A 23,963-nucleotide genomic window follows, 5' to 3' on the forward strand; every position below is an offset into this window, starting at 1 on the left:
CACCTTTACACCTTGATATTCACGAGGATCTTCATGCAGATCAGGTTCGCGACCAGGAACCCGGCGACCACTAGGCAGGCCGGCACGAAGACAGCGGTGCCCATAACGTCGTCGTAGTAGTTCGGCTGGGCGATGTTGATCCCGATCAGCGCCAGCAGGGGGAAGCCCGACAGGAACTTGCCCGACCATTTCGCCTCGGCGGTGATCGCGTTCACCCGGCGGAACAGCTTGAACCGCGAGCGGATCACCTTGGCCAGCCCGTCCAGGATCTCGGCGAGGTTACCGCCCGAGGTCTGCTGGATCGTCACCGCCACCGCCAAAAAGCGCATGTCTTGCATATCCAGCCGCTCGGCCATCGCCTTGAGCGCCTCGCCCACGTCGCGGCCATAGGCGCTTTCGTCGGCGATCATGCCCATCTCGGTGCCCAGCGGGTCCGGGATCTCCTTGGCCACGATGTTCAGCGCCGAGCTGAACGGGTGGCCCACCCGCAGGCTGCGTACCATCAGTTCCACCGCGTCGGGCAGCTGCTCTTCGAGCAGCTTCATCCGCTTGGTGGCCTTGCTGTTGATCCAGACATAGACCGCGCCGATGCCCATGGCGATGGACACGCCGATGCGGATCTGCACGTTGGCGCCGGTGCCGATGGTCAGGCCCATGAACGCCACGCCGCCCAGCAGCGCCATCACCATCATCAGCTGCACCGGCGAGAAGGCGATATTCGCCATCTGCGCCTTCTCGGCCAGGATCGAGTAGATTGGGATCGAGCGCGACTTGAGGTGCTGGCTCATCTCCTTGCGGAGCTGGTCCAGGACCTCCTCGCGCCCGGCGCCCTTCTCGAGCATATCCAGGCGGCGGTTGACCTTGCTGTTGAGGCTGATCGACTTGCCAAAGATCGTCAGGTAGATGCCTTCGACCAGCACAAGAACGGCGACAAAGATCAGGCCGTAGATGATTGGCTCTATGGGGATGGACATTGCGGCTTACCTTATCTCACTGACGGCTCAAAGATCTCAGGCGGCAGGTTGTAGCCCCACTGCTTGAACCGTTCTGAATAGTGGCTGCGCACACCGCTGGCGGTGAACTGGCCGATGATCGTGCCGTCGGGCTCTAGGCCAAGGCGCTGGTAGCGGAAGACCTCTTGCATCGAGATCACCTCGCCCTCCATGCCGGTCAGCTCGGTGATCGAGACCATGCGGCGCGAGCCGTCCTGCAGGCGCGAGGCCTGCACCAGCAGGTTCACAGCTGAGGCGATCTGGGAGCGCACCGCCTTGATCGGCATCTCGATGCCGGCCATGGCGATCATGTTCTCAAGCCGGCTGATGCCGTCCCGGGCAGAGTTCGCGTGGATCGTGGTCATAGAGCCGTCATGGCCGGTGTTCATGGCCTGCAGCATGTCGATGACTTCCTCGCCGCGCGTCTCGCCGACGATGATCCGGTCTGGGCGCATCCGCAGCGCGTTCTTTAGGCAATCGCGCGGGGTCACCGCGCCCTTGCCCTCGACGTTGGGCGGGCGGCTTTCCATCCGACCCACATGGGTCTGCTGGAGCTGAAGTTCCGCCGTGTCCTCGATCGTCAGGATCCGCTCGTCATCGTCGATAAAGCTCGACAGCGCGTTGAGCGTGGTCGTCTTACCCGAGCCGGTACCGCCCGAGACGATCACGTTCAGCCGGCAGGCCACCGCGGCCTCCAGATACATCGCCATCTCGGGCGAGAACGCCCCAAAGTTGACCAGGTCCTGGATGCCCAGCTTGTCCTTCTTGAACTTACGAATGGACACCAGCGAGCCGTCGACCGCAATCGGCGGGACCATGGCGTTGAAACGCGAGCCGTCGGCCAAACGCGCGTCAACATAGGGGTTCGATTCATCGACCCGGCGGCCCACGGCGCTGACGATCTTGTCGATGATCCGCAGCAGGTGCCGCTCGTCCTTAAAGGTCACATCCGTCAGGGAAAGCTTACCGGCGCGTTCCACAAAGATCTGCTGCGGGCCGTTCACCAAGATGTCGTTGACGGTGTCGTCCTGCAGCAGGATCTCAAGCGGGCCCAGGCCCGTCACCTCGTTGTAGAGGTCCGAGTTCAGCTTTTGCCGCTCTTCCTTGTTGAGCACGAGCGACATGTTCTCGAGCGCCTCGGCGGTAATGGCCGAGATCTCTTGGCGCAGATCGCTTTCGGAGGCCTTTTCCAACGCAGAGAGGTTCAGATTGTCCAGCAGCTCTTTGTGCAGCTCGACCTTGATGTCCGAGATCCGCTCTTTGCGCTTGCGCTCTTTATCCGCCGGGGCCGCCTGGCCAGGCACGGGACGCCTGGCTGGCGAGACCGTGACCTCGGTTTTTGACGCCTTAGGCGCCGGTGCGGGCGTGACAGGCTTTGCGCTGTCAGTGCCTGATTTTTTGTATCTTGCAAACAATTTGGGCCTCTAAGCTTTAGCTCTATTGGGCAGCGGCGGTTTCGAGATTGTGCTTGTGGATTGAGCTCGCCAGCTTCTGCAGTTCCCTGCGCAGCGGATTCTTTGCGGCGGTTTCCGACAAAGGCAGCCCGTGGTCGCAGGACTGCACGATCTGCTTGCCCCCGTCGGGCATCATCAGCTCGATCTCGATATCCAGGCTTTCGGCCATGCGCTTGACGCGGCTCTTGCCCGAAAGATCGGTGAATTTGGGGGCGCGGTTCATCACGTAACGCAGCTTCTCGAAGGGCAGGTCCTCTGATTTGAGGCCCCGCACCATCCGAAGCGTGTTCTGCGCGGACCGCATGTCCAGCTCTAGCGGCGCCAGGTAAACATGGCTTTGGCTAAGAACGGCCTCGGTCCATTGCACAATCGTGGTTGGCATATCGACGACGATGTAGTCGAAGTTGCTGCTTGCGATACTCAGCAGGCGCTCGATGTCGTCCGGCCCCAGGATATCCAAGGGCAGGATTTCGGAGGGGGCCGTCAGCACGCTGATCTTGTCGTTGAAGCTGACAAGGGACTGCATGAAGCTGTCATTGTCCATCGATTCCGTGTCCGACAGAAGTTCGTAAACGGCTTCGCGGCGCGGCAGGTCCAGGAATGTCGCAACCGAGCCGAATTGCAGGTCGAGATCCAGCAGGCACACTTTGGGCGGGTTCTTCTTGTCGAGATTGGCGAGCTCCCAAGCCAGGTTCACCGCCATCGTTGTGGCCCCCACGCCGCCCGCAAGCCCATGGATCGTGACGATCACGCCATCACGCGATCCACCGCCCGTCTTGGGCGCGGCGCTCTCGGCGGTTTTCGGGTCAAACTCTGGAACGGCATCGGCCTTGCGCAGGCGTTCCACCGCGTCATGCAGCGCACCTTCGGGTAGCGGGTAGGGGGCGAATTCTTTGGCGCCCAGGCGCAGCAACTGGTGCAGCGCGATGGGGCTGACCTCTTCGGCGATCAGAATCACCTTAAGGTCATTTGCATTGGCGGTATCAATCAGATCCGCGATCATGGCGAGGTTGACCTCGTCCTCCTCGTCGATGGCGATGGCTACGAATTGAAGGTGCTGCGCTTCTGGTTGCGTGAAAAACAGCCGGGCGTCCTGAAAGCTGAGATCGCCCCAGGCCTCGCCCAGTTCGTTCTCCATGTCTTCGATCAAAAGATCGAACTTCTGCACGTCGCGCGCGACGGTGCAGGCGAGTATGGGGTCCGCTTCTGGCTTTAATGCCGGACTGCTGCTCATTTCCCTACGTCCTTCTCACCCTAGCGACCATCGGCCGGGGCCTTAAGCCGCGCGTCCAGTATTCAACCAAACGCACTTGTCTCGAGAATTCACACTGGCGGGGAAGTTGGGCGAGATTGCGGCCAAAAGATCGTAATTGTTCGGTATTTCGAACAGAGAGCGGGTCAGAGATTCATTGTTGATGCGCTTTTGATGCGCTTACAAATAAAAAAGCCCGGCGCGTCTGGCCGGGCTTTTCGATGTTTTCTTGGAGCTTTGACGTTATTCGCTCTGCCCAGAAATCGACTCCAGACCGCTTTCGGTGTTGGGGGGCTGCTCTGTCGCGCTTTCGATGTACTCACGCATAATGATCTCGGCATATTTGCCGTCCAGCGTGGCGGGATTGTTCGACATGAACCCGGTCACCTCGGTCACGGTGCGGCGGTTCAACCGCTCGCGGCCCTGGGTCACGATAAGCGGCTGATCCTCGCCAAAGCTGATCGCCGCAACGAGGCGCGAACGATGGATGCCCTGGGTGGTGAGGAAGTTGACGACCGCGTGGGCGCGGCGCTTGCCCAACTGTTTATTGTAGCCGCGGCTGCCCACGGCGTCTGTGTGGCCATAGACCTTGAACCGGATCTCGGGGAACTGCTTGATCCATTGCGCCTGCACCCGCAGGATGTCCCGCGCGGCCTCATCCAGCTGCGCCGAATTGAACGCGAAGTTCACCGTGGTCAGCACCTCTTGGCTGAAGCGGTTGTTGAGATCGACCACGAACGAGCGTTCGCCGGTTTGATAGGCAATGTTAAGGGCCGTGGCCTCGCCGAAGGACCCCCGCGACGTGTAGAAGGATCCGGCCTCTTTATGCCAGTTCTCGTTATTGCCGCAGGCGGCCAGGGTGGCCAGTCCAACGGCCGCGAACAGTGTTACTTTCCGAAGTCCCATCTCGATCACTCCATCACATAGCCGTAGGAACCGGTGAAGTCCTGCTTGGCGACCTCGCCGGCCGCACCGCTCTGGCGAGGCTTTCCGCCGATCGTCTTGCCGTGCCAGAACAGCTCGGATTCGGTTGGCGGCGTGATCCGGTCGGTTGGCAAGGCCAGGGCCTCGCTGCGCACCGGCGTCACAAGATGCGGCGTCACGATGATCACCAGCTCGCTTTGGTTGCGCTGGAAGCTGGTGCTGCGGAAAAGCGTGCCCAAGATCGGGATGTCGCCAAGCCAGGGCACCTGCCCCTTGAGATCCTGAAACTCGTCCTCAATCAAGCCAGCGATGGCAAAGCTCTCGCCGTCGCGCATCTCTACCACCGTCGAGCTCTCGCGGCGACGGAAGGCGTTGACCGCTATGCCAGAGGTCTGAACCGTCACGCTGGGGTCAATTGCAGAAACCGCGGCGGTGAGCTGGAGATTAATAATGTCCTTGTCGACGACCCGTGGCGTGAAGGTCAGCTCGACGCCAAAGGGTTTGTACTCGATGGCCACATTGCCTTCGTTGTCGACGACCGGGATTGGATATTCGCCCCCCGCCAGGAACTTTGCCTCTTGGCCCGAAAGGGCTGTCAGGTTTGGTTCGGCGAGCGTGCGCACGACCCCGTTGGATTCCAACGCTTCCAGCAAGATACCGAACTGTACGCTGCCCGCCGTAAAGCCCAGAGCGATGGCGCCCTCGGATCCGGGCGTCACTTCGATGTCGTTGCCAATCGCGTTGTTGCCATCAAGCCAGGTGCCTGTTTCGCTGGCGATGCCGACATCGACCCCGCCGACAGCCGTTAAGGAGCTGCTGAGCTGCTTGCTGACAGTGCGCTCCATCTCGGCGAAGCGCACCTTGAGCATCACCTGCTGGGTGCCGCCGACGGTCATTAGGTTCGAGACCCGCTCTGGCGCGTAGCGCTCGGCCAGGTCCAGTGCGCGACTAAGCCGCGCGGTGGATGACACGACGCCCGACAGGACGATCCCGTCATTTGCCGTGCGCACCTCTATATGCTCGCCCGGTAGGACCTGCTGCAGCCGCTCTTTGAACTCGGCGATGTCGGACGAGACCTGCACCTCGATATTCGCGATTAGGCTGCCATCTGGCCCGAGAAGGGTCAGCGTCGTGCGCCCCGGCGTCTTGCCGAGCACGTAGATCGAGCGATCCGAAAGGGTGGAGATATCTGCGATTGCGGGGTTCGCGATCGAGAGCTCCGCAAAAGGAGTTTCGCTCTCGACGACAACTGCGCGGTTCATGGCCACTTGCAGGTCGCGAGACGTTCCGCCCTTTACGACTCGTAGGTTCTGGGCTTCCGGGGCCGGTGCGGACACCAGCAAAACCGACAACCCAAGGAGCGCTGCTCCTAGGATTCTTACAATAATCATGTGATCCTGCCTCTATGACCACGTTAAAGCCAGTCTAAGTCGCCAGCCTGAGGTCACAATGGCCTAGTTTTACTTTATTTTCAAGAATCAGTGGCTTGGGGCCGGGAATTTATGTGGATAACCAGCAACAGAATGGACCAAAAAGAAAGCGGGCCCCAACACCTGGGGCCCGCCCGCACTGTTCACACTATCAGTTGGTACAGGGGATCGGCGTCTCGATGATCTCGGAGCCGCGTCTTGTACGGATCGTACACACCCTTTTGGCCTCTACTTCGACCACCTGTTCCTCAACGATGCCAAGCAATCCGTTCTGATTGACCACCACGTCGCCTTTGAACGCGTCATCCTCGGCGCCCAGTAGCGACAGCGACAAGCTGCCGGTGGCCTGGGCCTGCGCGAGCGCCGCCACCTGCTGGGGGCTGGCCTCGACCGTGACGGTGCGGGCGATGGTGGGGTTCGACTTGTCCTGGTCGGCAATCTGGTCAATCGCGATCAGCTTGATGCCGCTCTGGATCAACTGGGTGACGTCGCCGCCGCGGTTGCGCTCTTGCTGGACGGCGCCGGTCCAGTACACATCCACGCGGTCACCGGGGCGCAAAAAGCCCGACACGCCGGTTGAGACGTCGACGCGGATCGCGAAGGCGCGCATTCCCTTGGTCAAGCGCGAGGACACGCCGGCGTCTTGTCCGGGCTCTGTCACCTTGACCGCCATGAGGGCCTCGTCCTTCTCGACGGCGCGGATGGCCTTGCGCGGCTTATCCGCTCCGAAAGGGAAGACCTCCTCGAGAGAGGTAAAGGTGCCCTCGGGGATGGCGTTCTCGGGCCACTTCACGACGCGCACGTCTGCGTCGGTGATCGCCTGACCGTAGCGCAGGGGGTTGCTCACAACGACAACGTCCACCGTCGGCACAATGGCTTCGCGGGCGGCACGCTCGCGGGCCAGCTCAGCCTGATAGGCGCTGATGTAGTCCTTCGCCATGTAGACGGCAAAACTGGCCAGGCCGACCCCGATCACCAGAACCAATCCAAAAACCAGTCTCATGTTTCGTCCTTCCTTGGGTAAACGCGGACGCTGGGGCCCGCGCATTTCTCAATCAGGTCGCCGCGGCTCTTAACAGGAGCGGTCGGCCATTCCTTAGTACGTCGGTATGTCGTTGCCTTCGATCGTAGTGCTGGCAAGCTCGGCATGCGTCGTCACCCCTTGATTGAAGGTGGTCAGAGCTCCAAGCAGCACGCCCAGGATTGCGGCGGTCAGAACCACCCAATCCACAGTGATCGCGCCACCTTCATCGTTCTTGAACTTTCTAAAGCTACGCATCCCGGACATTCCTCTGTCATTCAATTCGCATACTGGCTTTTAATCGCACGCCCTCGCGCTGGTTTTGCGAGAGCATTGTGGCGAAATGATGGACAACGAGATTTTTTTTGGCGGATTTTAACGATTCTTGAGGCGAATTGCGCATGCGCCCAACGAAAAGGGCCGCGGCCCATCAAGGGCGCGACCCAATTCTTGCTGGAAAAGCTGGACCTTAGTAAGTGGTCTTGATGCCCAGCGAGTCCAGGTGATCGCCGATCTCGTCAGCGTATTCGTCAGTGGCGCCGCCCACAGTGGTCAGCACGGCGATGCCGAGGCCCACGATAGCAGCGGTCAGCACGACCCAGTCTACGGTAACCGCACCGTCTTCGTCGCGTGCGAAGGTGTTGATCAAGTTGAACATTCTCTCTCTCCGTTAAGTGCGACCTCGTCGCAGTGGCAGCCATGCGCCGAGGGCAACGCCTCAACGGGTCTGGCAAGGGAGGAAATGGCGGAGGAAGGTGGCACGAATGCGGCGCCCTTCGTACAATTTCGCAGCAAATACTCTTAAATTTCTAACGTTCATCCCAAAAGAAACGGGCCGCATCCTGTTCCAAAGATGCGGCCCGTTTGTGTTTCGCTCAAAGCTGGACGCTTTAGTAAGTGGTCTTGATGCCCAGCGAGTCCAGGTGATCGCCGATCTCGTCAGCGTATTCGTCAGTGGCGCCGCCCACAGTGGTCAGCACGGCGATGCCGAGGCCCACGATAGCAGCGGTCAGCACGACCCAGTCTACAGTAACCGCACCGTCTTCGTCGCGTGCGAAGGTGTTGATCAAGTTTAACATTCTCTCTCTCCGTTCAGTTTTTTTATGACGCTTGCGCCGGTTCACCGCCACAAGCGCTGGGGTCTCTCACATCCCAATGCCCGCATCGGCATGTTTGAAGCATCGTTTTTTATTTGGGCGAGAATTGGGCGACTATGGTACAATTTCGGTAACTCTTCGCGGCATCGACCAATAAGATGTAACCATTTGATCCACATAAATTAATAAGGGAATGGGGGCTTTTCTTAAGGGCGCGCCTCGCCAGATTTGTCACAATTAGCGCGTGAATCTAAGGCGCAAAACGGCAAGACAACTAGAAAAAATAACCTGAATCTGCAATCATACTCGGAAGAACAAAAACGAGCAGCTAGGATCCCCCAATGCGGTGGACATTCGCGCGGACAATTATCGTCGTCGTGGCGGGGCTCACTATTGCTGTGCCTAGTTTTGCTGATGGCCCCAAGCCCTTCCCCGAATTCACCTTTAAGCGCGTGACCGTGCCAACGGGCGGATCGGGGCCGCGCATCACTGTTCAGATTGAGCCCGAGGCCCCCTCCAGCGAGGCCGAGCCCAGCGAAGAGGCCAACACGGATGCCACGGTCGCAACCGCCTATGAGTGGTTCTGGACCGAGGTTTCGCCCTCGCTATCTGCCTCTGGTCCCGGGCGGCTGGACACCGCGCTGCGCAGGATTGATCAGGGCCCCGGCGTTTCGACGCCGCGCCTGAGCGATCTGCAACGCATGCTCGAGACCCATCACAGCAGCATCCTGGTCAGCACGATCGGCACAAAGGTCTCGCCGGCGCTGGTCCTTTCCGTGATCGCGGTCGAGTCCGGAGGCGACGCGGGCGCCGTCAGCAGCGCTGGCGCCACCGGTGTCATGCAGCTTATGCCCGACACCGCGGCCCGCTTTGGCGCCGAGGACCGCACCGACCCCGCACAGAACATCAAGGCCGGTGTGGCCTATCTGAACTGGCTGATGGAAGAATTCGAGAGCGACCCGATCCTTGTCCTGGCGGGCTACAACGCCGGGGAGGGCGCCGTGCGCCGCTATGAGGGCGTGCCGCCCTATGCCGAGACGCGCGGCTATGTGCCCAAGGTTCTGGCCGCCTGGTCGGTGGCCCGCGGCCTGTGCCAGACCCCGCCCGAACTGATCACCGATGGCTGCGCCTTCGGACTACAGGGAAGTTGACTAAATGAGTGAGACCCGACCGCTCGTTCTGGATGTGGACGGCACATTCTTGCGCACGGACCTTTTATACGAATCCTTCTGGGCGGGCATGGGCAAAGACCCCGCCGGAGTGCTGCGCAGCTGCGCCCGGCATTTCGGTGAACGGCAGGTCCTAAAGCAGAAGCTGGCCCAGATCGCGGATCTACGCACGGACCTTATGCCGGTGCATCCGGGCGTCGCCGATATGGTCGCCAAGGCGCAGGCCGCGGGGCGCGAGGTCGTGCTCGCCTCGGCCTCTGACAGCGCGCTGGTAGAGAAGCTGGCCAAGGAGCACGAGCTTTCAGAGCGCGTTTTCGCCTCCACGCCCGAGGCCAACCTCAAAGGCGCGGCCAAGGCGGGCGCGTTGGTCGCGGCCTATGGCGAGCGCGGCTTTGATTATGCCGGCAACGAGCCCGTGGACCGCGCGATCTGGGATCACGCCGGCGGCGCGGTTGTCGTGGGCGACCTGCCGAAGGAGGTGGCGGGGCTGCGTCAGGCGGGCAAAGAGATCACACAGATCGAGGGCGGATGGACGTATCGGGACCTGATGCGCGCCCTGCGGCCGCATCAGTGGGTCAAGAACGTCCTGCTTTTTGTGCCGCTGATCGCGGCGCATACGTTTGACCCGGCCAGCTGGGCCTGGGTGCTGCTGGGGATCGCGGCGTTCTCGGCGGCGGCCTCTTCGATCTACATCGTCAACGATCTTTTGGACCTAGAGGCGGACCGGCTGCACGCAAGCAAGCACAAGCGCCCCTTTGCCAGCGGAGCGGTGCCCATCAAGGTGGGGATGCTCGCGTTTTTGGGCCTCAGTTGCTTCGCGCTGGGCGTCGGCGCGATCATTGGCACCGGTTTCATGGCGCTGGTGGCGTTCTATATGTCCTGTCGCTGGCCTATTCGCTGCGCCTTAAGCGGCAGCGCTGGATCGACATCGCGATTCTGGCCACACTTTATACTTTGCGGGTGATCGCGGGCGCGCTGGCGGCGAATGTGACCGTCACGGCGTTCTTGCTGGCGTTCATCTTCCCGACCTTCCATTGCCTGGGCTGCGTGAAGCGGCTGACCGAGGTGACGCTGGCCAAGGACGACAACCGGTTGCCCGGGCGCGGCTATGGGCGCCTGGATCGTGGGGATTTGCTGAACGTGGCCATTGTCAGCGGTGTGACCGCGGTGGCGGTCTTTGTGTTCTATAGCTTCAGCGTGCATGCGCAGAGCCTATACCCCACGCAGTGGTTGCTGTGGCTTGCGGCGGTTCCGCTGTCGCTATGGATGGTGCGGATGATCTGGTTCGGGCATGCGGGCAAGCAGGATTATGACCCGATTGTCTTCGCAATGCGCGACAAGCATGGGCTGGGCCTGATGATGATCACGCTGGCGACCATGTTCTACGCCGCCGGTCTTTGGCAGCAGTGGTTCGGGTGATGCGGCGCGTTGGCGCGGCATCCGGGTTTTTTTGGAGAATTTAAGGAAATCTTGGTGATTCGCCCCGGAGCATAGCTCCGGGTGGGAGCCGCGGCGCGCACGGGGGCCGTGCCCACCCATATTTATCTGTCGCGCGATTTTCTTAACGATCCGTTGACACGAGAGCGCCTGCGGCCATCCGCCCCAGTGCGGCCCGCCCGCTTGGGCCGCCCGTGCCTCAGATCGACATCTTCTTGAAGATCGGTTCCGGGACCGATCGGATCACCGCCATCACAATGCGCCAGATGCCCGCCGTGTAAATCACGTTGCGCCGCTTGCGCACCGCCTTGAGAATGTCCGTCACCGCCGCCTCGGGTGTGGTCATGAACGGCATCTTGCCCAGGCCCCAGGTCATCGCCGTGTCCACCGGCCCGGGCTTGACCGTCACAACATGCACCCCCTTGCGCCCCATGCGGTTGCGCAGGCCCGACAGGTAGGTCGAGAACCCGGCCTTGGCCGCCCCGTAGACGTAGTTCGCCAGCCGCCCGCGATCCCCCGCGACCGAGCTTATGCCCACCACGGTGCCCGCGCCGCGCTCTTCCATCAGGGGCGCCAGCATTTGCAGGAACCGCGCGGGCCCGGTGAAGCTGTCGATCACAGTGCCGTCCACGAGGCTGGGATCGGCGTCAATGTCGGATTGATCCGGCATAGAGCCCACGAACACCGCCGCCGAGATCGTGCCATCCGCCTGCGCTGCCCTGTCGATAATGGGCGCAAAGCTTGCGGCGTCGCGTGCGTCAAAGGCGATGGCCTCGGCGATAGGGGCGCCACGCAGCGCGCAGTCCTGTGCCAACAGCTCTAGTTCGACCATGTCCCGCCCGGCCAGCAGCACGCCATCGCCGCGCCCCGCCAATTCGCGCGCAAAGACCCGCGCCATGGTCGAGGTGGCGCCCAGGATGATCCATGTTTCGCTCATGATGCCTCCCTCAGGCCCAACCGGCGCACCAGATCGGTGGCAAAGTCGCCCTCTGGGTCCGCCTTGGCGATCTGTGCCGCCCAAGCCTGGAATTCTGGATACATTGCGCGCACGCGTTGGCGCGAGGACAGCGAGTCCTTTGCCAAGTAGATGCGCCCGCCCGCCTCGGCGGTGATATCTTCGAGTTGTTTGATGAGCCGGGCCGCGCCTTCCTTGTTGGGGAAGTCCACGGCCAGCGTGTAGCCCTCCATCGGAAAGCTCATATGGCCCGCGCGGCCCGCGCCGAGGCGCTTGAGCACCGCAAGCGGTGAGGCGATCCCCATGTCAGAGATCCGCCCCAGCATTTCGCGCAGGGCCTCCGTCTCACCCGTCGGCACCACGCATTGGAACTGGTGAAAGCCCCGCTTGCCATAAAGCCGGTTCCAGTCGTGGATGCGGTCGAGGGGAAAGAAGAACTCCTCGATGGGCTTGACCACGCTGCGGCCCCGCGCGGGCACGCGGCGGTAATAGGCGGCGTTAAACAGCTTCACCACTGGCGAAGAGAGCGCGAAGCTTGGCGCGTCCATCGGCACGGATTTTGACGGCTTGGGCGCGGGGATCAGCCCGGCGCCGGTTTCGGCCTCCTCTAGGATGCCGCGCCCTAGGTCGTCCCCCTGGGCCTTAGCGTCGATCCAGCCGACGCTATAGGTGGCATCGGAGGCCTCAAAGAGCGCCAGGAAGGCGTCCAGATCCTCGGCGCGCCGCTCGGTCACCGTCACGATGTCGCCTTTGGCGCGGGCAAGCTGCAGGTCGGCGCTGATGATCACCCCGGTCTGCCCCAGCCCGCCCATGGTCGCGCGGAACAGATCCGGATCGCTGTCCGGCGTGACATATGCGGTGCCCTGGTGGTTCACGAGGGTGAAGCCCGCCACGTGCTGCCCAAAAGTGCCCGCGCCGTGATGGTTCTTGCCGTGCACGTCATTTGCGATCGCGCCGCCAACCGTGGCAAAGCCGGTGCCGGGCATCACCGCAGGCAGCCAGCCCTTGGGCGCCATCACGCGCGCGACCTCGCCAATGGTGATACCGGCCTCGACGCTGAGCACGCCGGTGGTCTCGTCAAAGCCCAGGAAGCGATCCAGCCGCGTCATATCCACGGCCTTGCCGCCCGAATTCAAGCAGGCGTCTCCATAGGAGCGACAGTTCCCAATGGCGGGCACCTGTTTCTCGGCAAGCAGCGCCGTCAAGCCGGCGCGCTTCTCGGGGCGCGCAAGCTGCCCCTCGGCCTTCAGCACCCGGCCCCAGCCGGTGTATTCAGCGTCTTTCCAACGCATGTGCCCCTCGTGTCGATTGCCGCTCGGCCAGCGGGAAGACCAATAGGCCGATCCCGATTGCGAACCAAAGCGTGGTCAGTCTTATGATCAAGGTGGCGGGCAGCGACATCTCTAGCGGCACGCCCTCCAGCAGTAGCAGCCCGATCATTGCGCCCTCGGCCCCGCCGACGCCGCCGGGCGCGCCGGTCATGCCGCCCGCGAGCGTTGCAAAGACAAAGATCGCAACCGCGGCCCAGAGCCCGATCTCGGCCCCCATCCAGGTCAAAAGCGCGTAGAAGGCGACGCCCTCCGCCAGCCAGCCGATGAGGCCCAGCACGGCGGCGATGGACAGGACCCAAGGGTGCGTGAAGGCCTGCAGCGAGGCGGACGCCCGCCGGACCTTGGCAAAAAGCCGACCCCAGCGTCCGATCAGGCGGTACATCCCGGTGGCGAGGCCCGAAAGCAGGGCCGGGCGCGTCGCGACAAAGGCCGCAATCAACGCGATCAACACAACCGGGACAGCGCCCGCGATGCCCGCCGCTGACAGCACAATTGCAAGCGCCAGGATCAGCGCCATGGCGATTAGGTCCGATGCGCGGTCGATCAAGACCAGCGGAGCGGTTCTTTCAAAGCTCCACCCTGTCTCGCGCGCGATCCACCGCATGCGCACCAACTCGCCCACGCGGCCCGGCGTGACGCTCATCGCAAACCCGCCAATAAAGTGCCGCAGGTTCGCGGCCAGGGTAAGATCCAGCCCGAGCCGCCGGGCAAACAGGTGCCAGCGCAGGCCGCGGAAGAGGTAGTTCACAACGCTTAGGCCCAGCAGGGCCAGAACCTGCCAAAGCGTTAGCTTTCGGAACTGTTGCAGGGTCTCCTCCCAGCCCGTGGCCACGGCGAGACCAATTATCCCAATGATTACAAAGCCAAACAGGCCGCCAAGCAGCAGAACATCCCGGCTGCGCCCGGCGCCATCCGACGACCTTTGCGTGCCGCGAGGTGGTGTGTTCGTGATGCTCATAGCCATTTCCAGCGTTGGTGTAGAGACAAACTACGGCAGAATTGTGGAGTTGTTTCGAGTTTGGCAACGAAAACGCGGGCGAGAATCCCTGCTCGAACCGAATGGCCGAGAGCGGTGGATTTGTTAAGTGGTGTGACTCTTGTGTGCGTATTTGCACGTTTCGCACAGATATCTCACGCACCCGTGCGTTGATGTTACACGACCCCGTCCCCACTTCAATGCCATGGAAGGCGACACCGCCTGACAAACTGAAACCTAAACTAAACCAAACCAAATGGAGACTTAAAATGAAAACCCTTGTTATCACCTCGATCCTGGCCCTTGGCGTTGCCGGTTCCGCATTTGCCGCTGACACCTCTGGCCTGACGCTTGCCCAGCAGACCGAAGTCATGCTGAAGGCCAGCGAAGACAGCGCCAACGATCGCAAAACCTACTTCGGCAACGAGCGCATCAACTTCTCGTCCAAGGACATCCACAACGAGCGCGCCGCCGAGATCTTTGCGCTTCTGGCCGCTGAGAGCAAAGAGAACGAGTAAGCCGCGCGCTTGCTTAACCAAAACTTAGAGAAAGGAAAGAAACCATGAAAACCACCGTATTTGCAGCCCTCGTGGCGTTGATCGCCGCTCCGACCGTCGCTTCGGCCATGAACGCCGACCAGCAGGTCCACAACGACAAGGCCCGCGCGATCTTCCTGCAGCTGGCCGCAGAGAGCAAAGAGGACGAGTAAACCTCGCCACCACTCACGACCAAACCGGGGGCCCCAATCGTGGGCCCCCGAAAATATTTGGGCAATGGAGATCCGGCTTAGGCGCTTTTCTTTTTCGTCGCGCGTTTCTTGCCGCCCTTGGCCTCGCGCTCGGCGATCAACTCTAGGGCCATTTCCATCGTCACATCCGCGGGCTCGACGCCTTTCGTGATGGTGGCGTTGACCTTCTCCCACTTCACGTAGGGGCCATAGCGGCCGTCCATGACGTTCACAGGCCCGCCGCGCTGGGGGTGCTCGCCCAGCTCGTGCAGCGGCTTGGCCGCCGCCGCACCGCCGCGCCGCCCTGGATTGGCGCGTTTCTCGGCCAGAAGCTCCACCGCGTGGTTCATCCCAATCTCGAACATCTCCGTCCATTGCTTGAGATTCACGTAGGTCGGTTTCTCGGCCTCGGGAAGCTTGTGCATGATGTAGGGGCCAAAGCGCCCCAGATTGGCGCTGATGCGACCGCCCTCGGGGTGCTCGCCCACATTGCGCGGCAGGCTGAGCAATTGGACCGCAAGCGGCAAGGTTGTTGCTTCCTTGTCCCAGCCCCCGTGCCGGGTCTGCGGCAGCGAGGAGCGTTTGGGCTTTTTGTTCTCGGGCGTGGCCTCGCCGCGTTGCACATAGGGGCCAAAGCGCCCTGACCTGAGCAGGATGTCGTCGCCCGCATCGGTCCCCAGGATCACGTCGCCCGCGTCATCGGCGCCTTCGCCAGCAATTGGGCGGGTGTAGTTGCATTCCGGGTAGTTCCCGCAGCCGATGAACCCGCCGGTGCGCGAGGTTTTTAGATGCAGCTGTCCGACGCCGCATTTGGGGCAGACCCGCGGGTCGGACCCGTCCTCGCGCGGCGGATAAAGCTGTGGCGCCAGGGCAGCGTCGAGCTTGTCCAGCACCTCGGTGATCCGCAGCTCGGTCGTGTCATCAATCTGCGCCTTGAAGTCGCGCCAGAATCGGCCCAGCACGTCCTTCCACTCACGCTCTCCGGCGGTGATGTCGTCCAGCTCGCCTTCCAGGTTCGCGGTGAACTCGTAGCCGACATATTTGCGGAAGAAGTTCAGCAGGAAGATCGTGACGATCCGGCCCTTATCCTCGGGAAACAGGCGGTTCTTGTCCTTGCGGACATATTCGCGGTCCTGGATCGTGGTGACGATTGAGGCATAGGTCGAGGGGCGTCCGATCCCCAGCTCTTCCATGCGCTTGACCAGGGTGGCCTCGGTATAGCGCGGCGGCGGCTGGGTGAAGTGCTGCTCGGGTGTGACGGATTGCTTGGCGGCGGGCTCGCCCTGGTTGATCGCGGGCAGGCGCTTGTCGTCATCATCGATGACCTGGTCGTCGCGGCCCTCTTCGTAGACACGCATGAAGCCGTCGAAAAGCACCACCTGACCGGTGGCGCGCAGGCCGACCTGGCCGTCGGCGCTGCCCACATCTACGGTGGTGCGCTCCAGCCGTGCGGCCTCCATCTGGCTGGCGAGCGTGCGCTTCCAGATCAGGTCGTAAAGCTTGCGCTGGTCAGGCTCAGAGATCCGCAGCTTATCCGCCGACTTGGTCATGTCGGTGGGGCGGATGCATTCATGCGCCTCCTGCGCGTTCTTGGCCTTGTTTTTGTACATGCGCGGGCTGGAGGGCACATATTCCGCGCCGTAGCGATCCTTGATGGCGTCGCGGGCGGCATGCACCGCCTCGGGCGCCATGTCGATGCCGTCGGTCCGCATATAGGTGATGTGCCCGGCCTCGTAGAGCCGCTGCGCGGTGCTCATCGTCTGGCGCGCGCCAAAGCCGAACTTGCGGCTGGCCTCCTGCTGCAAGGTGGAGGTCATGAAGGGCGGCGAAGGGTTGCGGGCGGCGGGCTTTGCCTCGACCGAATTCACCGTCAGGTCGCGGGATTGGATCGCCTGCACGGCCAGCTCGGCCTGAGTCTCGTTGGTGATCGACATTTTGTCGAGCTTGTCGCCCGCAAGCATGGTCAGCCGGGCCTCAAAATCCTGACCGCGCGGCGTTGAAAGCACCGCCTTCACCGACCAGTATTCCTGGGCGTTGAAGGCCTCGATCTCCATCTCGCGCTCGACGATCAGGCGCAGGCAGACAGACTGCACCCGACCGGCGGAACGCGCGCCGGGCAGCTTGCGCCAGAGCACCGGCGACAGGTTGAAGCCCACCAAATAGTCCAGCGCGCGGCGCGCCAGATAGGCCTCGACCAGGTCGACATCGACGTCGCGCGGGTTCTGCATCGCCTCGGTTACGGCGGATTTGGTGATCGCGTTGAACACAACGCGGCTGACCGGCGTGTCCTTTTTGATCGCCTTGCGCTTGCGCAGCGCCTCCTCAAGGTGCCAGCTGATCGCCTCGCCCTCGCGGTCGGGGTCCGTGGCCAGAATCAGCGCGTTATCGTCCTTCAGCGCGTCGGCGATGGCCTTGACGTGCTTGCGGCTGTCAACGCCGATTTCCCATTTCATTTCAAAGCTTTGGTCGGGAAGAACCGAGCCGTCCTTTGGGGGAAGATCGCGCACGTGGCCGTAGCTGGCAAGCACCGTGTAGTCCTTCCCCAGATACTTGTTAATTGTCTTCGCTTTCGCGGGTGATTCGACCACGACGACGGGCATGAACGTCCTTTCAGATCGGGCTTACTGCTCTTAGCGGCGCAAAATGTGGGGCCGCTTTGTTATTTGTCAATGCACCGTTTTCGGCCCAGGCGACAACCCCCAACCGAACGGGGTGGAGAATGTGTGCCTACCTCATTGTTGCGATGCCGTTCCGAGGTTTCTACGCCAAGGCCAGCATCCCGCCCGCCTGCCGGCGGATCTTGCCTTCGAGTTCCAGGGTCACCAATTGCGGCGCCACGGTCTGGGCGGGGGCATTGATATCGCGGATCAATTGGTCCTCTGCGATTGGGGTCGGCCCGAGACGGCTGAGTATCTCATTATGAAGGGCGTTGGCCTCCTTAAGCGAGACCGCTTCGCGCGGTGGTTCTGGCGGCGGCGCGGGTTCTGGGCTGGGTTGCGCGACCGGTAGGCCAGTAGGGCTGTGCAGCGCCTCGATCACGTCCTGCGCGTTGCGCACCAGCGTCGCGCCGTCCCGGATCAGCATGTTGCAGCCCGCGGCGCGCGCGTCGAACGGATGGCCGGGCACGACCAGAACCTCTCGGCCCTGGTCCAGCGCGTTGCGGGCGGTGATAAGGCTGCCGGATTTCGCCGCCGCCTCCACGACCACCACGCCGCGCGACAGGCCAGAGACGATGCGGTTCCGCGTGGGGAAGTGCCGCGCCATCGGCGCCATGCCCATCGGTTGCTCGGATAGGCGCAGGCCCTTCTCGGCGATCTCCTGCGCCAGAACGGCGTTCTCTGCCGGGTAGACCACGTCGACGCCGCCGGCGAGCACGGCGATGGTCCCGGATTCCAGCGCGGACATATGCGCCGAGGTGTCGATGCCGCGGGCCAGCCCCGACACGATGACGTGACCCTCACGTCCCAGCCCCTCGGCCAATGCGCGGGCCATGCGCGTGCCCAGGCTGGAGGCGTTGCGCGCGCCGACAAGGGCGATCATCGGTTTTTGCAGCAGTGCGACGTCGCCCATAGCCCATAGGATGGGCGGCGCGTCCGGCAGATCCAACAAAGCGGCGGGGTAGTGTTCGGAGCCATAGGCGATTGGCCTGGCCCCGGCGATCCGCCCCGCCTTAAGTTCCTCGGTGGCGACGGTTTCCGGGCAGCAGGTGTAGTCCTTGACGCCCGCGGCCTTGGCGACCTCTGGCAGGGAGGCAAGCGCGGTGGCCGCGCTGCCATGCTCTGCCAACAATCTGTGGAAGGTCGTCGCGCCGACACGCCGCGAGCGCAAGAGGCGGAACCAGGTGACCCAATCTTCCTCGCTTCGGGGTGGGGTGAGGGGGTGGGGTGAAGGGAGTAAAACCTTGGCCATCCTGGTACCGCCAACTTGCAAGCTGAGATTGCGCCTGAAAAGGTTAACGGCAGATGAACATCCCCGAAATCTTGAGAGAAAATTGTAACGCAATGAAATTGCATGACAAAATTCTCGAACCGTCATCTCCTTTGGCGTGTGGGCACCCCGAGCGCCCGAGAATCGGGTGGGTTTAGGCCGCCGAGCCGCCCACCGTGAGCCCGCCCATCAGCAGAGTCGGCTGCCCGACGCCAACCGGGACCCACTGGCCCTGCTTGCCGCAATTCCCGATCCCGGGGTCCAGCGCCATGTCGTTGCCGATGGCCTTTATCTGGCGCATCGCGGCGGGCCCGTCCCCGATCAACGTGGCGCCCTTCACCGGCGCGCCGATCTTGCCGTTTTGCACGCGGTAGGCCTCGGTGCAGCTGAACACGAACTTGCCGTTGGTGATGTCGACCTGCCCGCCGCCAAAGCCCACGGCGTAGATCCCGTCCTTCAGCTCGGCCACGATATCCGCAGGATCCGCCTGGCCGCCCAGCATATAGGTGTTCGTCATCCGCGGCATCGGGATATGGGCGTGGCTCTGCCGCCGCCCGTTGCCCGTGGGCCGCACGCCCATCAGGCGCGCGTTCTGGCGGTCCTGCATGTAGCCCACAAGGATGCCGTCCTCGATCAGCACGTTCTTGCCCGAGGGCGTGCCCTCGTCGTCCACCGAGATCGAGCCGCGCCGATCCGGGATCGTGCCGTCATCCAGCACGGTGACGCCCTTTGATGCCACGCGCTGGCCCATCAGCTCGGCAAAGGCAGAGGTCTTCTTGCGGTTAAAGTCGCCCTCGAGCCCGTGGCCAACGGCCTCGTGCAGCAGGATGCCGGGCCAGCCGGCGCCCAGGGCCACGTCCATCTCGCCGGCGGGGGCGGGGACGGCCTCAAGGTTCACCAGAGCGATTCGCAGGGCCTCGCGGGCGGCGCGCTGCCAGTGGTCGCGCGCGATCAGCCCGTCGAGCCCGATTCGCCCGCCGCCGCCCATCGAGCCGGTCTCGCGCCGGCCGTTCTCCTCGACGATGACCGCGACATTAAGCCGGGTCATGGGGCGGACGTCGCGCACCAGCGTGCCCTCGGGGCGCAGAATCTCGACCTCTTGGATGGACGCGGCCAGTGTGGCGGATACCTGAACCACGCGTGCATCCAGGCCGCGCGCGAAGGCGTCGATTTCGCGCAATGTGTCGATCTTCACTGGAAAAGCAGCGCCTTCCATCGGGTTCTCATCGGTGTAGAGCCGCTGGTTCGTGGCCATGGGGGCGTCGGCCAGGCTGCCGCCGCCATCGCCCACGGCAAGCCGGGCGGTCTGGACCGCGCGGCGCAAGGCCGCCTCACTGATCTCGGTGGAATGGGCGTATCCGGCGGTCTCACCGCGCACGGCGCGCAGGCCGAATCCCTCCGACGCATCATAGCTGGCGGTGCGCACGCGCCCATCGTCGAACGAGATCACCTCGGAGCGGCGGCGCTCTAAGAACAGTTCGCCATCGTCGGCGCCTGCGACCGCTGCGCGCAGCTGCGCAAGCGCCTGATCCTGGTCCAGAGCCGTCTCAAAAGGGCGAAAAGGGGCGTCGGGCATGGGTTTAGGACCTTTCGGGCGGGTATGAGCGGCCTAATGCCGCAATGGAATTGCTTGAGGCGTGCATCACAATATGGTTTCTGACGCCCAAGCTGACAACGGGATTCCGCGTATCGCGTAACTACCCGTAAACGCGGCGGTGCTAACCGCTTGGCCAAACAGGAAGTGGACATGCGTTTGAAGACCTTCATCACCGGCCTCTGGGCCAGCCTCGTCACCAGCCTCTTCGGCGCCGCTGCGCTTGCGCAGGACGGCATTGAGGGGCTTGAGTCCATCGGCAAGCCAAACCCGGACAAGATCGGCTTTCAGCCGGCCGCGACCGAGTTGATGCGCGACATCGTGTGGCTCGATAACATGCTGCTGATCATCATCACGGCGATCACGCTGTTCGTGACGGCGCTCTTGGGCATCGTGATTTTCCGCTACAACCGGCGCGTCAACCCAACGCCCGCGACCTTCACCCACCACTCGACCATCGAGGTTGTGTGGACCATCGTCCCGATCATCATTCTGGTCTTCATCGGGGCGTTCTCGCTGCCCGTGCTGTTCAAGCAGCAGGAGATTCCAGAGGGCGACATCGTGATCAAGGCCACCGGGTACCAGTGGTACTGGGGCTACGAATACGTGGACGAGGGGCTTGAGTTCGAGGCCTTTATGCTGGGCAGCAAAGAGGCCGTCGTGAACGCGGGCTATGCCGAGGACGAGTTCCTGCTGGCCACCGACAACGCCATCATTGTGCCGACCGGCAAGACCATCGTGATCCAGGTGACCGGCGCCGACGTGATCCACTCCTGGACGATCCCGGCCTTCGGGGTGAAGCAGGACGCCGTTCCTGGTCGCCTGGCCGAGCTGTGGTTCAATGTCGACGAGGGCATGGAAGGCATCTACTTTGGCCAGTGCTCCGAGCTTTGCGGCAAGGACCACGCTTACATGCCGATCACGCTGAAGGCGGTGACGCAGGAGCAGTATGAGGCCTGGCTGGCCGGTCCGGCGCAAGAATTTGCGATTGACCAGCGCCCGCGCGCGGTCGACGTGGCAGCGGCTGAGTAAAACTTGGGTGGCCGCCCTGCGGGCGGCGATCCTCCTGGTGTGATCTTGGGAAGAACATGAGCGACGCAACACTCAACACGCAAGCGGCAGAGGGCGAGGCCGGGTTCGGCGATTACTTCGCCCTCTTGAAGCCGCGCGTGATGTCGCTGGTGATCTTCACCGCGTTGGTGGGGCTGCTGGTGGCGCCGGTAGCGGTGCATCCGGTCGTCGGGCTGGCGTCGATCCTGTTCATCGCCATCGGGGCAGGGGCCTCGGGCGCCCTGAACATGTGGTGGGACGCCGATATCGACGCGATCATGCAGCGCACGCAGTCGCGGCCCGTGCCCTCGGGGCGCGTCGGCGCGCAAGAGGCTTTGGCCGTGGGCCTGGCCCTGTCGGGCCTGGCCGTCGTGATGCTGGGCCTGGCGGCGAACCTGCTGTCGGCGGGCTTGCTGGCCTTCACGATCTTCTTCTACGCGGTCGTCTACACCATGTGGCTCAAGCGCTGGACGCCGCAGAACATCGTGATCGGCGGCGCGGCGGGGGCGTTCCCCCCGATGATCGGCTGGGCGGTTGCGACCGGCGGTGTATCGGTCGAATCGGTGCTGATGTTCCTGCTGATCTTCATCTGGACGCCGCCGCACTTCTGGGCGCTGGCGCTGTTTATGAAGTCCGACTACCACGAGGCGAAGGTGCCGATGCTGACGGTCACCCATGGCCGCAAGTCCACGCGCACCCACATCCTTGCCTATACCGTTTTGCTTGTGCCCGTGGCGCTGGGGCTTGGGCTGACCAGCGTCGGTGGCCCCGTCTACTTGGCCGCGGCGGTGCTGATGAACGCGTGGTTCCTAAAGGGCGCATTCGACATCTGGCGCCGCCCGGAGGCCGCGGCAGAGGCGGACGGCTACGCGGTCGAGAAATCGGTGTTCAAGTTCTCGCTGCTTTATCTCTTCCTGCATTTCGGCGCGCTCTTGGTCGAGGCCACACTGCGCAGCTTTGGGATGGGAGGCTGGTGATGGCGATCCGGGCTGAGCACGAGATCCACGGGCGCCGCAAGTCGCGCAATGTCGGTGTTGGGCTGGCGCTGCTGGGCTTTGTGGCGCTGATGTTCGCGCTGTCGGTGGTCAAGATCACGTCCCTTGGCGGCGCGATCGAGGGGTTCGACCATGTCGCGCGCCCGGCCCTGGCGGTGGAGGCGAGCGAGTGAGACTGCAAGGGCGACACAAGACCCTGGCGCAGACGCTTGGCGTCGTGCTGCTGATGGGCGGGCTCGCCTGGGCCTCGGTGCCCTTTTACGATTGGTTCTGCCGCGTCACCGGCTTCGGCGGCACCACAAGCGTGGCCGATATGGGCAGCGACGACGTTTTGGACCGCACCGTGAAGGTGCGCTTTGATGCCTCGATAGAGCGCGGCATGCCCTGGGAGTTCCGCCCCGTCGAGCGCACCATGGAGATCCGCATCGGCGAGACGGGCTTGGCCTTCTACGAGGCCCATAACCCGACCAGCCGCCCCGTTGCGGGCAGCGCCAGCTACGGCGTGTTCCCCTATGAGGCGGGCGGGTTCTTTACCAAGATCGACTGCTTCTGCTTTGAGGAGCAGGTGCTGCAGCCCGGCGAGACCGTGCTGATGCCGGTCAGCTTTTACGTGGACCCCGAAATGGTCGAGGACCGCGACGCGAAATACGTGACGAGCATCACGCTCAGCTACACGTTCCACGAGATCGAATTGCCCGACGATGCGCAGGCGGCTTTGACCCCGGCGCCGGGCTTGGATACAACCATCAACGCGACGGAAGACGAGGGAACGCTCTGACATGGCGCATGAAAAGAACCACGACTACCATATCCTGAACCCCTCGATCTGGCCATTTCTCGGCTCATTGGGTGGGTTTATCATGCTCTTGGGCTTTGTGCTTTGGGTCTCGCCCAACGCGCAAAACAACCAACCCTGGGTGTTCTTCATCGGCCTGGCGCTGGTGCTCTATGTGATGTTCGCCTGGTGGTCCGAGGTGGTGGAAGAGTCGCATGTGGGCGACCACACGCCGGTCGTCGCCATCGGGCTGCGCTATGGCTTCTTGATGTTCATCATGTCCGAGGTGATGTTCTTTGCCGCCTGGTTCTGGAGCTTCTTCAAGCACGCCATGTACCCGATGCACCCCGACGGGATTAGCCCGGCGGTGGACGGCGTCTGGCCGCCCGCGGGAATCGAGACCTTCGACCCTTGGCATCTGCCGCTGATCAACACGCTGATCCTGCTCTGCTCGGGCTGCGCCGCGACCTGGGCGCACCACGCCATCGCGCATGAGAACAACCGCAAGGACCTGGTGAACGGGTTGATCATCGCCATCGCACTGGGCGCGATCTTCACCGCGTTCCAGGCCTACGAATATAGCCACGCGGCCTTCGGGTTCTCGGGCAATATCTACGGCGCGAACTTCTTTATGGCGACGGGCTTCCACGGGTTCCACGTGCTGGTCGGTACGATCTTCTTGTTCGTTTGCCTGCTGCGCGCCTATGCGGGCCACTTCACGCCCGAGCGTCACATCGGGTTCGAGGCGGCGGCCTGGTACTGGCACTTCGTTGACGTCGTGTGGCTGTTCCTCTTCGCCGCGGTTTACATCTGGGGCGGCTGATCGCAGGCGCGAATGGCAACATTGAATAGGGTTA

The 23,963-nt window shown here is 62.8% G+C and carries 25 protein-coding genes; 10 read left to right on the forward strand and 15 right to left on the reverse strand.

All coding sequences use genetic code 11. From position 1 onward, the window contains the following. Positions 1-5: 5 nt before the first annotated feature. The 9 genes from AIOL_RS22190 to AIOL_RS22230 all read right to left on the reverse strand — a co-directional run bounded on the left by AIOL_RS22190 (position 6) and on the right by AIOL_RS22230 (position 8,152). Entirely contained in the window at positions 6-974 is a 969-nt protein-coding gene (locus AIOL_RS22190) for a type II secretion system F family protein (protein WP_049644986.1), read from the reverse strand. 11 nt (positions 975-985) lie between these two features. Further along, on the reverse strand, positions 986-2,407 hold the full coding sequence (locus AIOL_RS22195; RefSeq protein ID WP_049644987.1) for a CpaF family protein: 1,422 nt from the start codon (positions 2,405-2,407) through the stop codon (positions 986-988). A gap of 22 nt (positions 2,408-2,429) precedes the next feature. Continuing rightward, positions 2,430-3,680, reverse strand: coding sequence for an AAA family ATPase (locus tag AIOL_RS22200; RefSeq protein ID WP_049644988.1), 1,251 nt, complete (start codon positions 3,678-3,680; stop codon positions 2,430-2,432). A gap of 261 nt (positions 3,681-3,941) precedes the next feature. After that, entirely contained in the window at positions 3,942-4,604 is a 663-nt protein-coding gene (locus tag AIOL_RS22205) for an OmpA family protein (protein ID WP_049645618.1), read from the reverse strand. Between the two features lie 5 nt (positions 4,605-4,609). Beyond that, the gene (locus AIOL_RS22210; RefSeq protein ID WP_049644989.1) at positions 4,610-6,013 is read right to left on the reverse strand and encodes a type II and III secretion system protein family protein; all 1,404 of its coding nucleotides are present in this window, start codon (positions 6,011-6,013) and stop codon (positions 4,610-4,612) included. Positions 6,014-6,203: 190 nt separating this feature from the next. Next, complete coding sequence (gene cpaB / locus AIOL_RS22215) at positions 6,204-7,055, reverse strand: Flp pilus assembly protein CpaB (RefSeq protein WP_049644990.1); 852 nt, start codon at positions 7,053-7,055, stop codon at positions 6,204-6,206. A 93-nt stretch (positions 7,056-7,148) separates the two neighbouring features. Beyond that, complete coding sequence (locus tag AIOL_RS22220) at positions 7,149-7,340, reverse strand: hypothetical protein (protein ID WP_053101338.1); 192 nt, start codon at positions 7,338-7,340, stop codon at positions 7,149-7,151. A 202-nt stretch (positions 7,341-7,542) separates the two neighbouring features. Beyond that, the gene (locus tag AIOL_RS22225) at positions 7,543-7,731 is read right to left on the reverse strand and encodes a Flp family type IVb pilin (protein WP_049644991.1); all 189 of its coding nucleotides are present in this window, start codon (positions 7,729-7,731) and stop codon (positions 7,543-7,545) included. 232 nt (positions 7,732-7,963) lie between these two features. Beyond that, the gene (locus AIOL_RS22230) at positions 7,964-8,152 is read right to left on the reverse strand and encodes a Flp family type IVb pilin (protein ID WP_049644992.1); all 189 of its coding nucleotides are present in this window, start codon (positions 8,150-8,152) and stop codon (positions 7,964-7,966) included. Positions 8,153-8,511: 359 nt separating this feature from the next. On the opposite strand from AIOL_RS22230, the gene AIOL_RS22235 reads away from it, so the two are divergent. Genes AIOL_RS22235 through AIOL_RS26040 form a run of 3 tightly spaced genes read left to right on the forward strand, consistent with a single transcriptional unit; the run spans position 8,512 to position 10,758 of the window. Next, positions 8,512-9,321 (forward strand): lytic transglycosylase domain-containing protein, encoded by an 810-nt coding sequence (locus tag AIOL_RS22235; RefSeq protein ID WP_049644993.1) that lies wholly within the window; start codon positions 8,512-8,514, stop codon positions 9,319-9,321. A gap of 4 nt (positions 9,322-9,325) precedes the next feature. Beyond that, the gene (locus tag AIOL_RS22240) at positions 9,326-10,303 is read left to right on the forward strand and encodes a UbiA family prenyltransferase (RefSeq protein WP_235439134.1); all 978 of its coding nucleotides are present in this window, start codon (positions 9,326-9,328) and stop codon (positions 10,301-10,303) included. Continuing rightward, entirely contained in the window at positions 10,294-10,758 is a 465-nt protein-coding gene (locus AIOL_RS26040; RefSeq protein WP_235439135.1) for a hypothetical protein, read from the forward strand. The genes AIOL_RS22240 and AIOL_RS26040 overlap by 10 nt, the downstream gene beginning before the upstream one ends. A gap of 217 nt (positions 10,759-10,975) precedes the next feature. Here the strand turns inward: AIOL_RS26040 and AIOL_RS22245 are convergent, their stop codons facing one another. The 3 genes from AIOL_RS22245 to AIOL_RS22255 are packed head-to-tail and all read right to left on the reverse strand — an operon-like array spanning position 10,976 to position 14,020. Beyond that, positions 10,976-11,713, reverse strand: a complete 738-nt coding sequence (locus AIOL_RS22245) for an SDR family NAD(P)-dependent oxidoreductase (protein WP_049644994.1) — start codon at positions 11,711-11,713, stop codon at positions 10,976-10,978. Continuing rightward, positions 11,710-13,023, reverse strand: a complete 1,314-nt coding sequence (locus AIOL_RS22250) for an FAD-binding oxidoreductase (RefSeq protein WP_049644995.1) — start codon at positions 13,021-13,023, stop codon at positions 11,710-11,712. Before AIOL_RS22250 ends, AIOL_RS22245 begins: the two co-directional genes overlap by 4 nt. Next, positions 13,004-14,020 (reverse strand): lysylphosphatidylglycerol synthase transmembrane domain-containing protein, encoded by a 1,017-nt coding sequence (locus AIOL_RS22255; protein WP_235439137.1) that lies wholly within the window; start codon positions 14,018-14,020, stop codon positions 13,004-13,006. Before AIOL_RS22255 ends, AIOL_RS22250 begins: the two co-directional genes overlap by 20 nt. A 287-nt stretch (positions 14,021-14,307) precedes the next feature. On the opposite strand from AIOL_RS22255, the gene AIOL_RS22260 reads away from it, so the two are divergent. Together AIOL_RS22260 and AIOL_RS25620 are read left to right on the forward strand one after the other, a co-directional pair. Next, positions 14,308-14,556 carry a hypothetical protein gene (locus tag AIOL_RS22260; protein WP_049644997.1) on the forward strand — a complete coding sequence of 83 codons (249 nt, stop codon included), beginning with the start codon at positions 14,308-14,310 and terminating at the stop codon, positions 14,554-14,556. Between the two features lie 44 nt (positions 14,557-14,600). Continuing rightward, positions 14,601-14,747 (forward strand): hypothetical protein, encoded by a 147-nt coding sequence (locus tag AIOL_RS25620; RefSeq protein ID WP_160314549.1) that lies wholly within the window; start codon positions 14,601-14,603, stop codon positions 14,745-14,747. Between the two features lie 77 nt (positions 14,748-14,824). On the opposite strand, the gene topA is transcribed toward AIOL_RS25620, so the two are convergent. The 3 genes from topA to tldD all read right to left on the reverse strand — a co-directional run bounded on the left by topA (position 14,825) and on the right by tldD (position 20,268). Further along, a complete protein-coding gene (gene topA / locus AIOL_RS22265; protein WP_049644998.1) occupies positions 14,825-17,365 on the reverse strand; it encodes a type I DNA topoisomerase in 2,541 nt (846 codons plus the stop codon). Positions 17,366-17,525: 160 nt separating this feature from the next. Continuing rightward, positions 17,526-18,674, reverse strand: coding sequence for a DNA-processing protein DprA (gene dprA, locus AIOL_RS22270; RefSeq protein ID WP_082152737.1), 1,149 nt, complete (start codon positions 18,672-18,674; stop codon positions 17,526-17,528). A gap of 172 nt (positions 18,675-18,846) precedes the next feature. Then, a complete protein-coding gene (tldD, locus tag AIOL_RS22275) occupies positions 18,847-20,268 on the reverse strand; it encodes a metalloprotease TldD (RefSeq protein WP_049645000.1) in 1,422 nt (473 codons plus the stop codon). A 171-nt stretch (positions 20,269-20,439) separates the two neighbouring features. Between tldD and coxB the strand changes: the two genes are divergently transcribed. The 5 genes from coxB to AIOL_RS22300 are packed head-to-tail and all read left to right on the forward strand — an operon-like array spanning position 20,440 to position 23,929. Then, positions 20,440-21,318 carry a cytochrome c oxidase subunit II gene (gene coxB, locus AIOL_RS22280; protein WP_049645001.1) on the forward strand — a complete coding sequence of 293 codons (879 nt, stop codon included), beginning with the start codon at positions 20,440-20,442 and terminating at the stop codon, positions 21,316-21,318. 56 nt (positions 21,319-21,374) lie between these two features. Continuing rightward, positions 21,375-22,313 (forward strand): heme o synthase, encoded by a 939-nt coding sequence (cyoE, locus tag AIOL_RS22285; protein WP_049645002.1) that lies wholly within the window; start codon positions 21,375-21,377, stop codon positions 22,311-22,313. Next, complete coding sequence (locus tag AIOL_RS22290; RefSeq protein ID WP_049645003.1) at positions 22,313-22,504, forward strand: hypothetical protein; 192 nt, start codon at positions 22,313-22,315, stop codon at positions 22,502-22,504. The genes cyoE and AIOL_RS22290 overlap by 1 nt, the downstream gene beginning before the upstream one ends. Beyond that, a complete protein-coding gene (locus tag AIOL_RS22295; RefSeq protein ID WP_049645004.1) occupies positions 22,501-23,109 on the forward strand; it encodes a cytochrome c oxidase assembly protein in 609 nt (202 codons plus the stop codon). The genes AIOL_RS22290 and AIOL_RS22295 overlap by 4 nt, the downstream gene beginning before the upstream one ends. Position 23,110: 1 nt before the next feature. Continuing rightward, a complete protein-coding gene (locus AIOL_RS22300) occupies positions 23,111-23,929 on the forward strand; it encodes a cytochrome c oxidase subunit 3 (protein ID WP_049645005.1) in 819 nt (272 codons plus the stop codon). The last annotated feature ends 34 nt before the right edge of the window (positions 23,930-23,963 follow it).

The organism is Candidatus Rhodobacter oscarellae, from assembly GCF_001078595.1.
GTDB classification, from domain to species: Bacteria; Pseudomonadota; Alphaproteobacteria; order Rhodobacterales; family Rhodobacteraceae; genus Rhodobacter_B; species Rhodobacter_B oscarellae.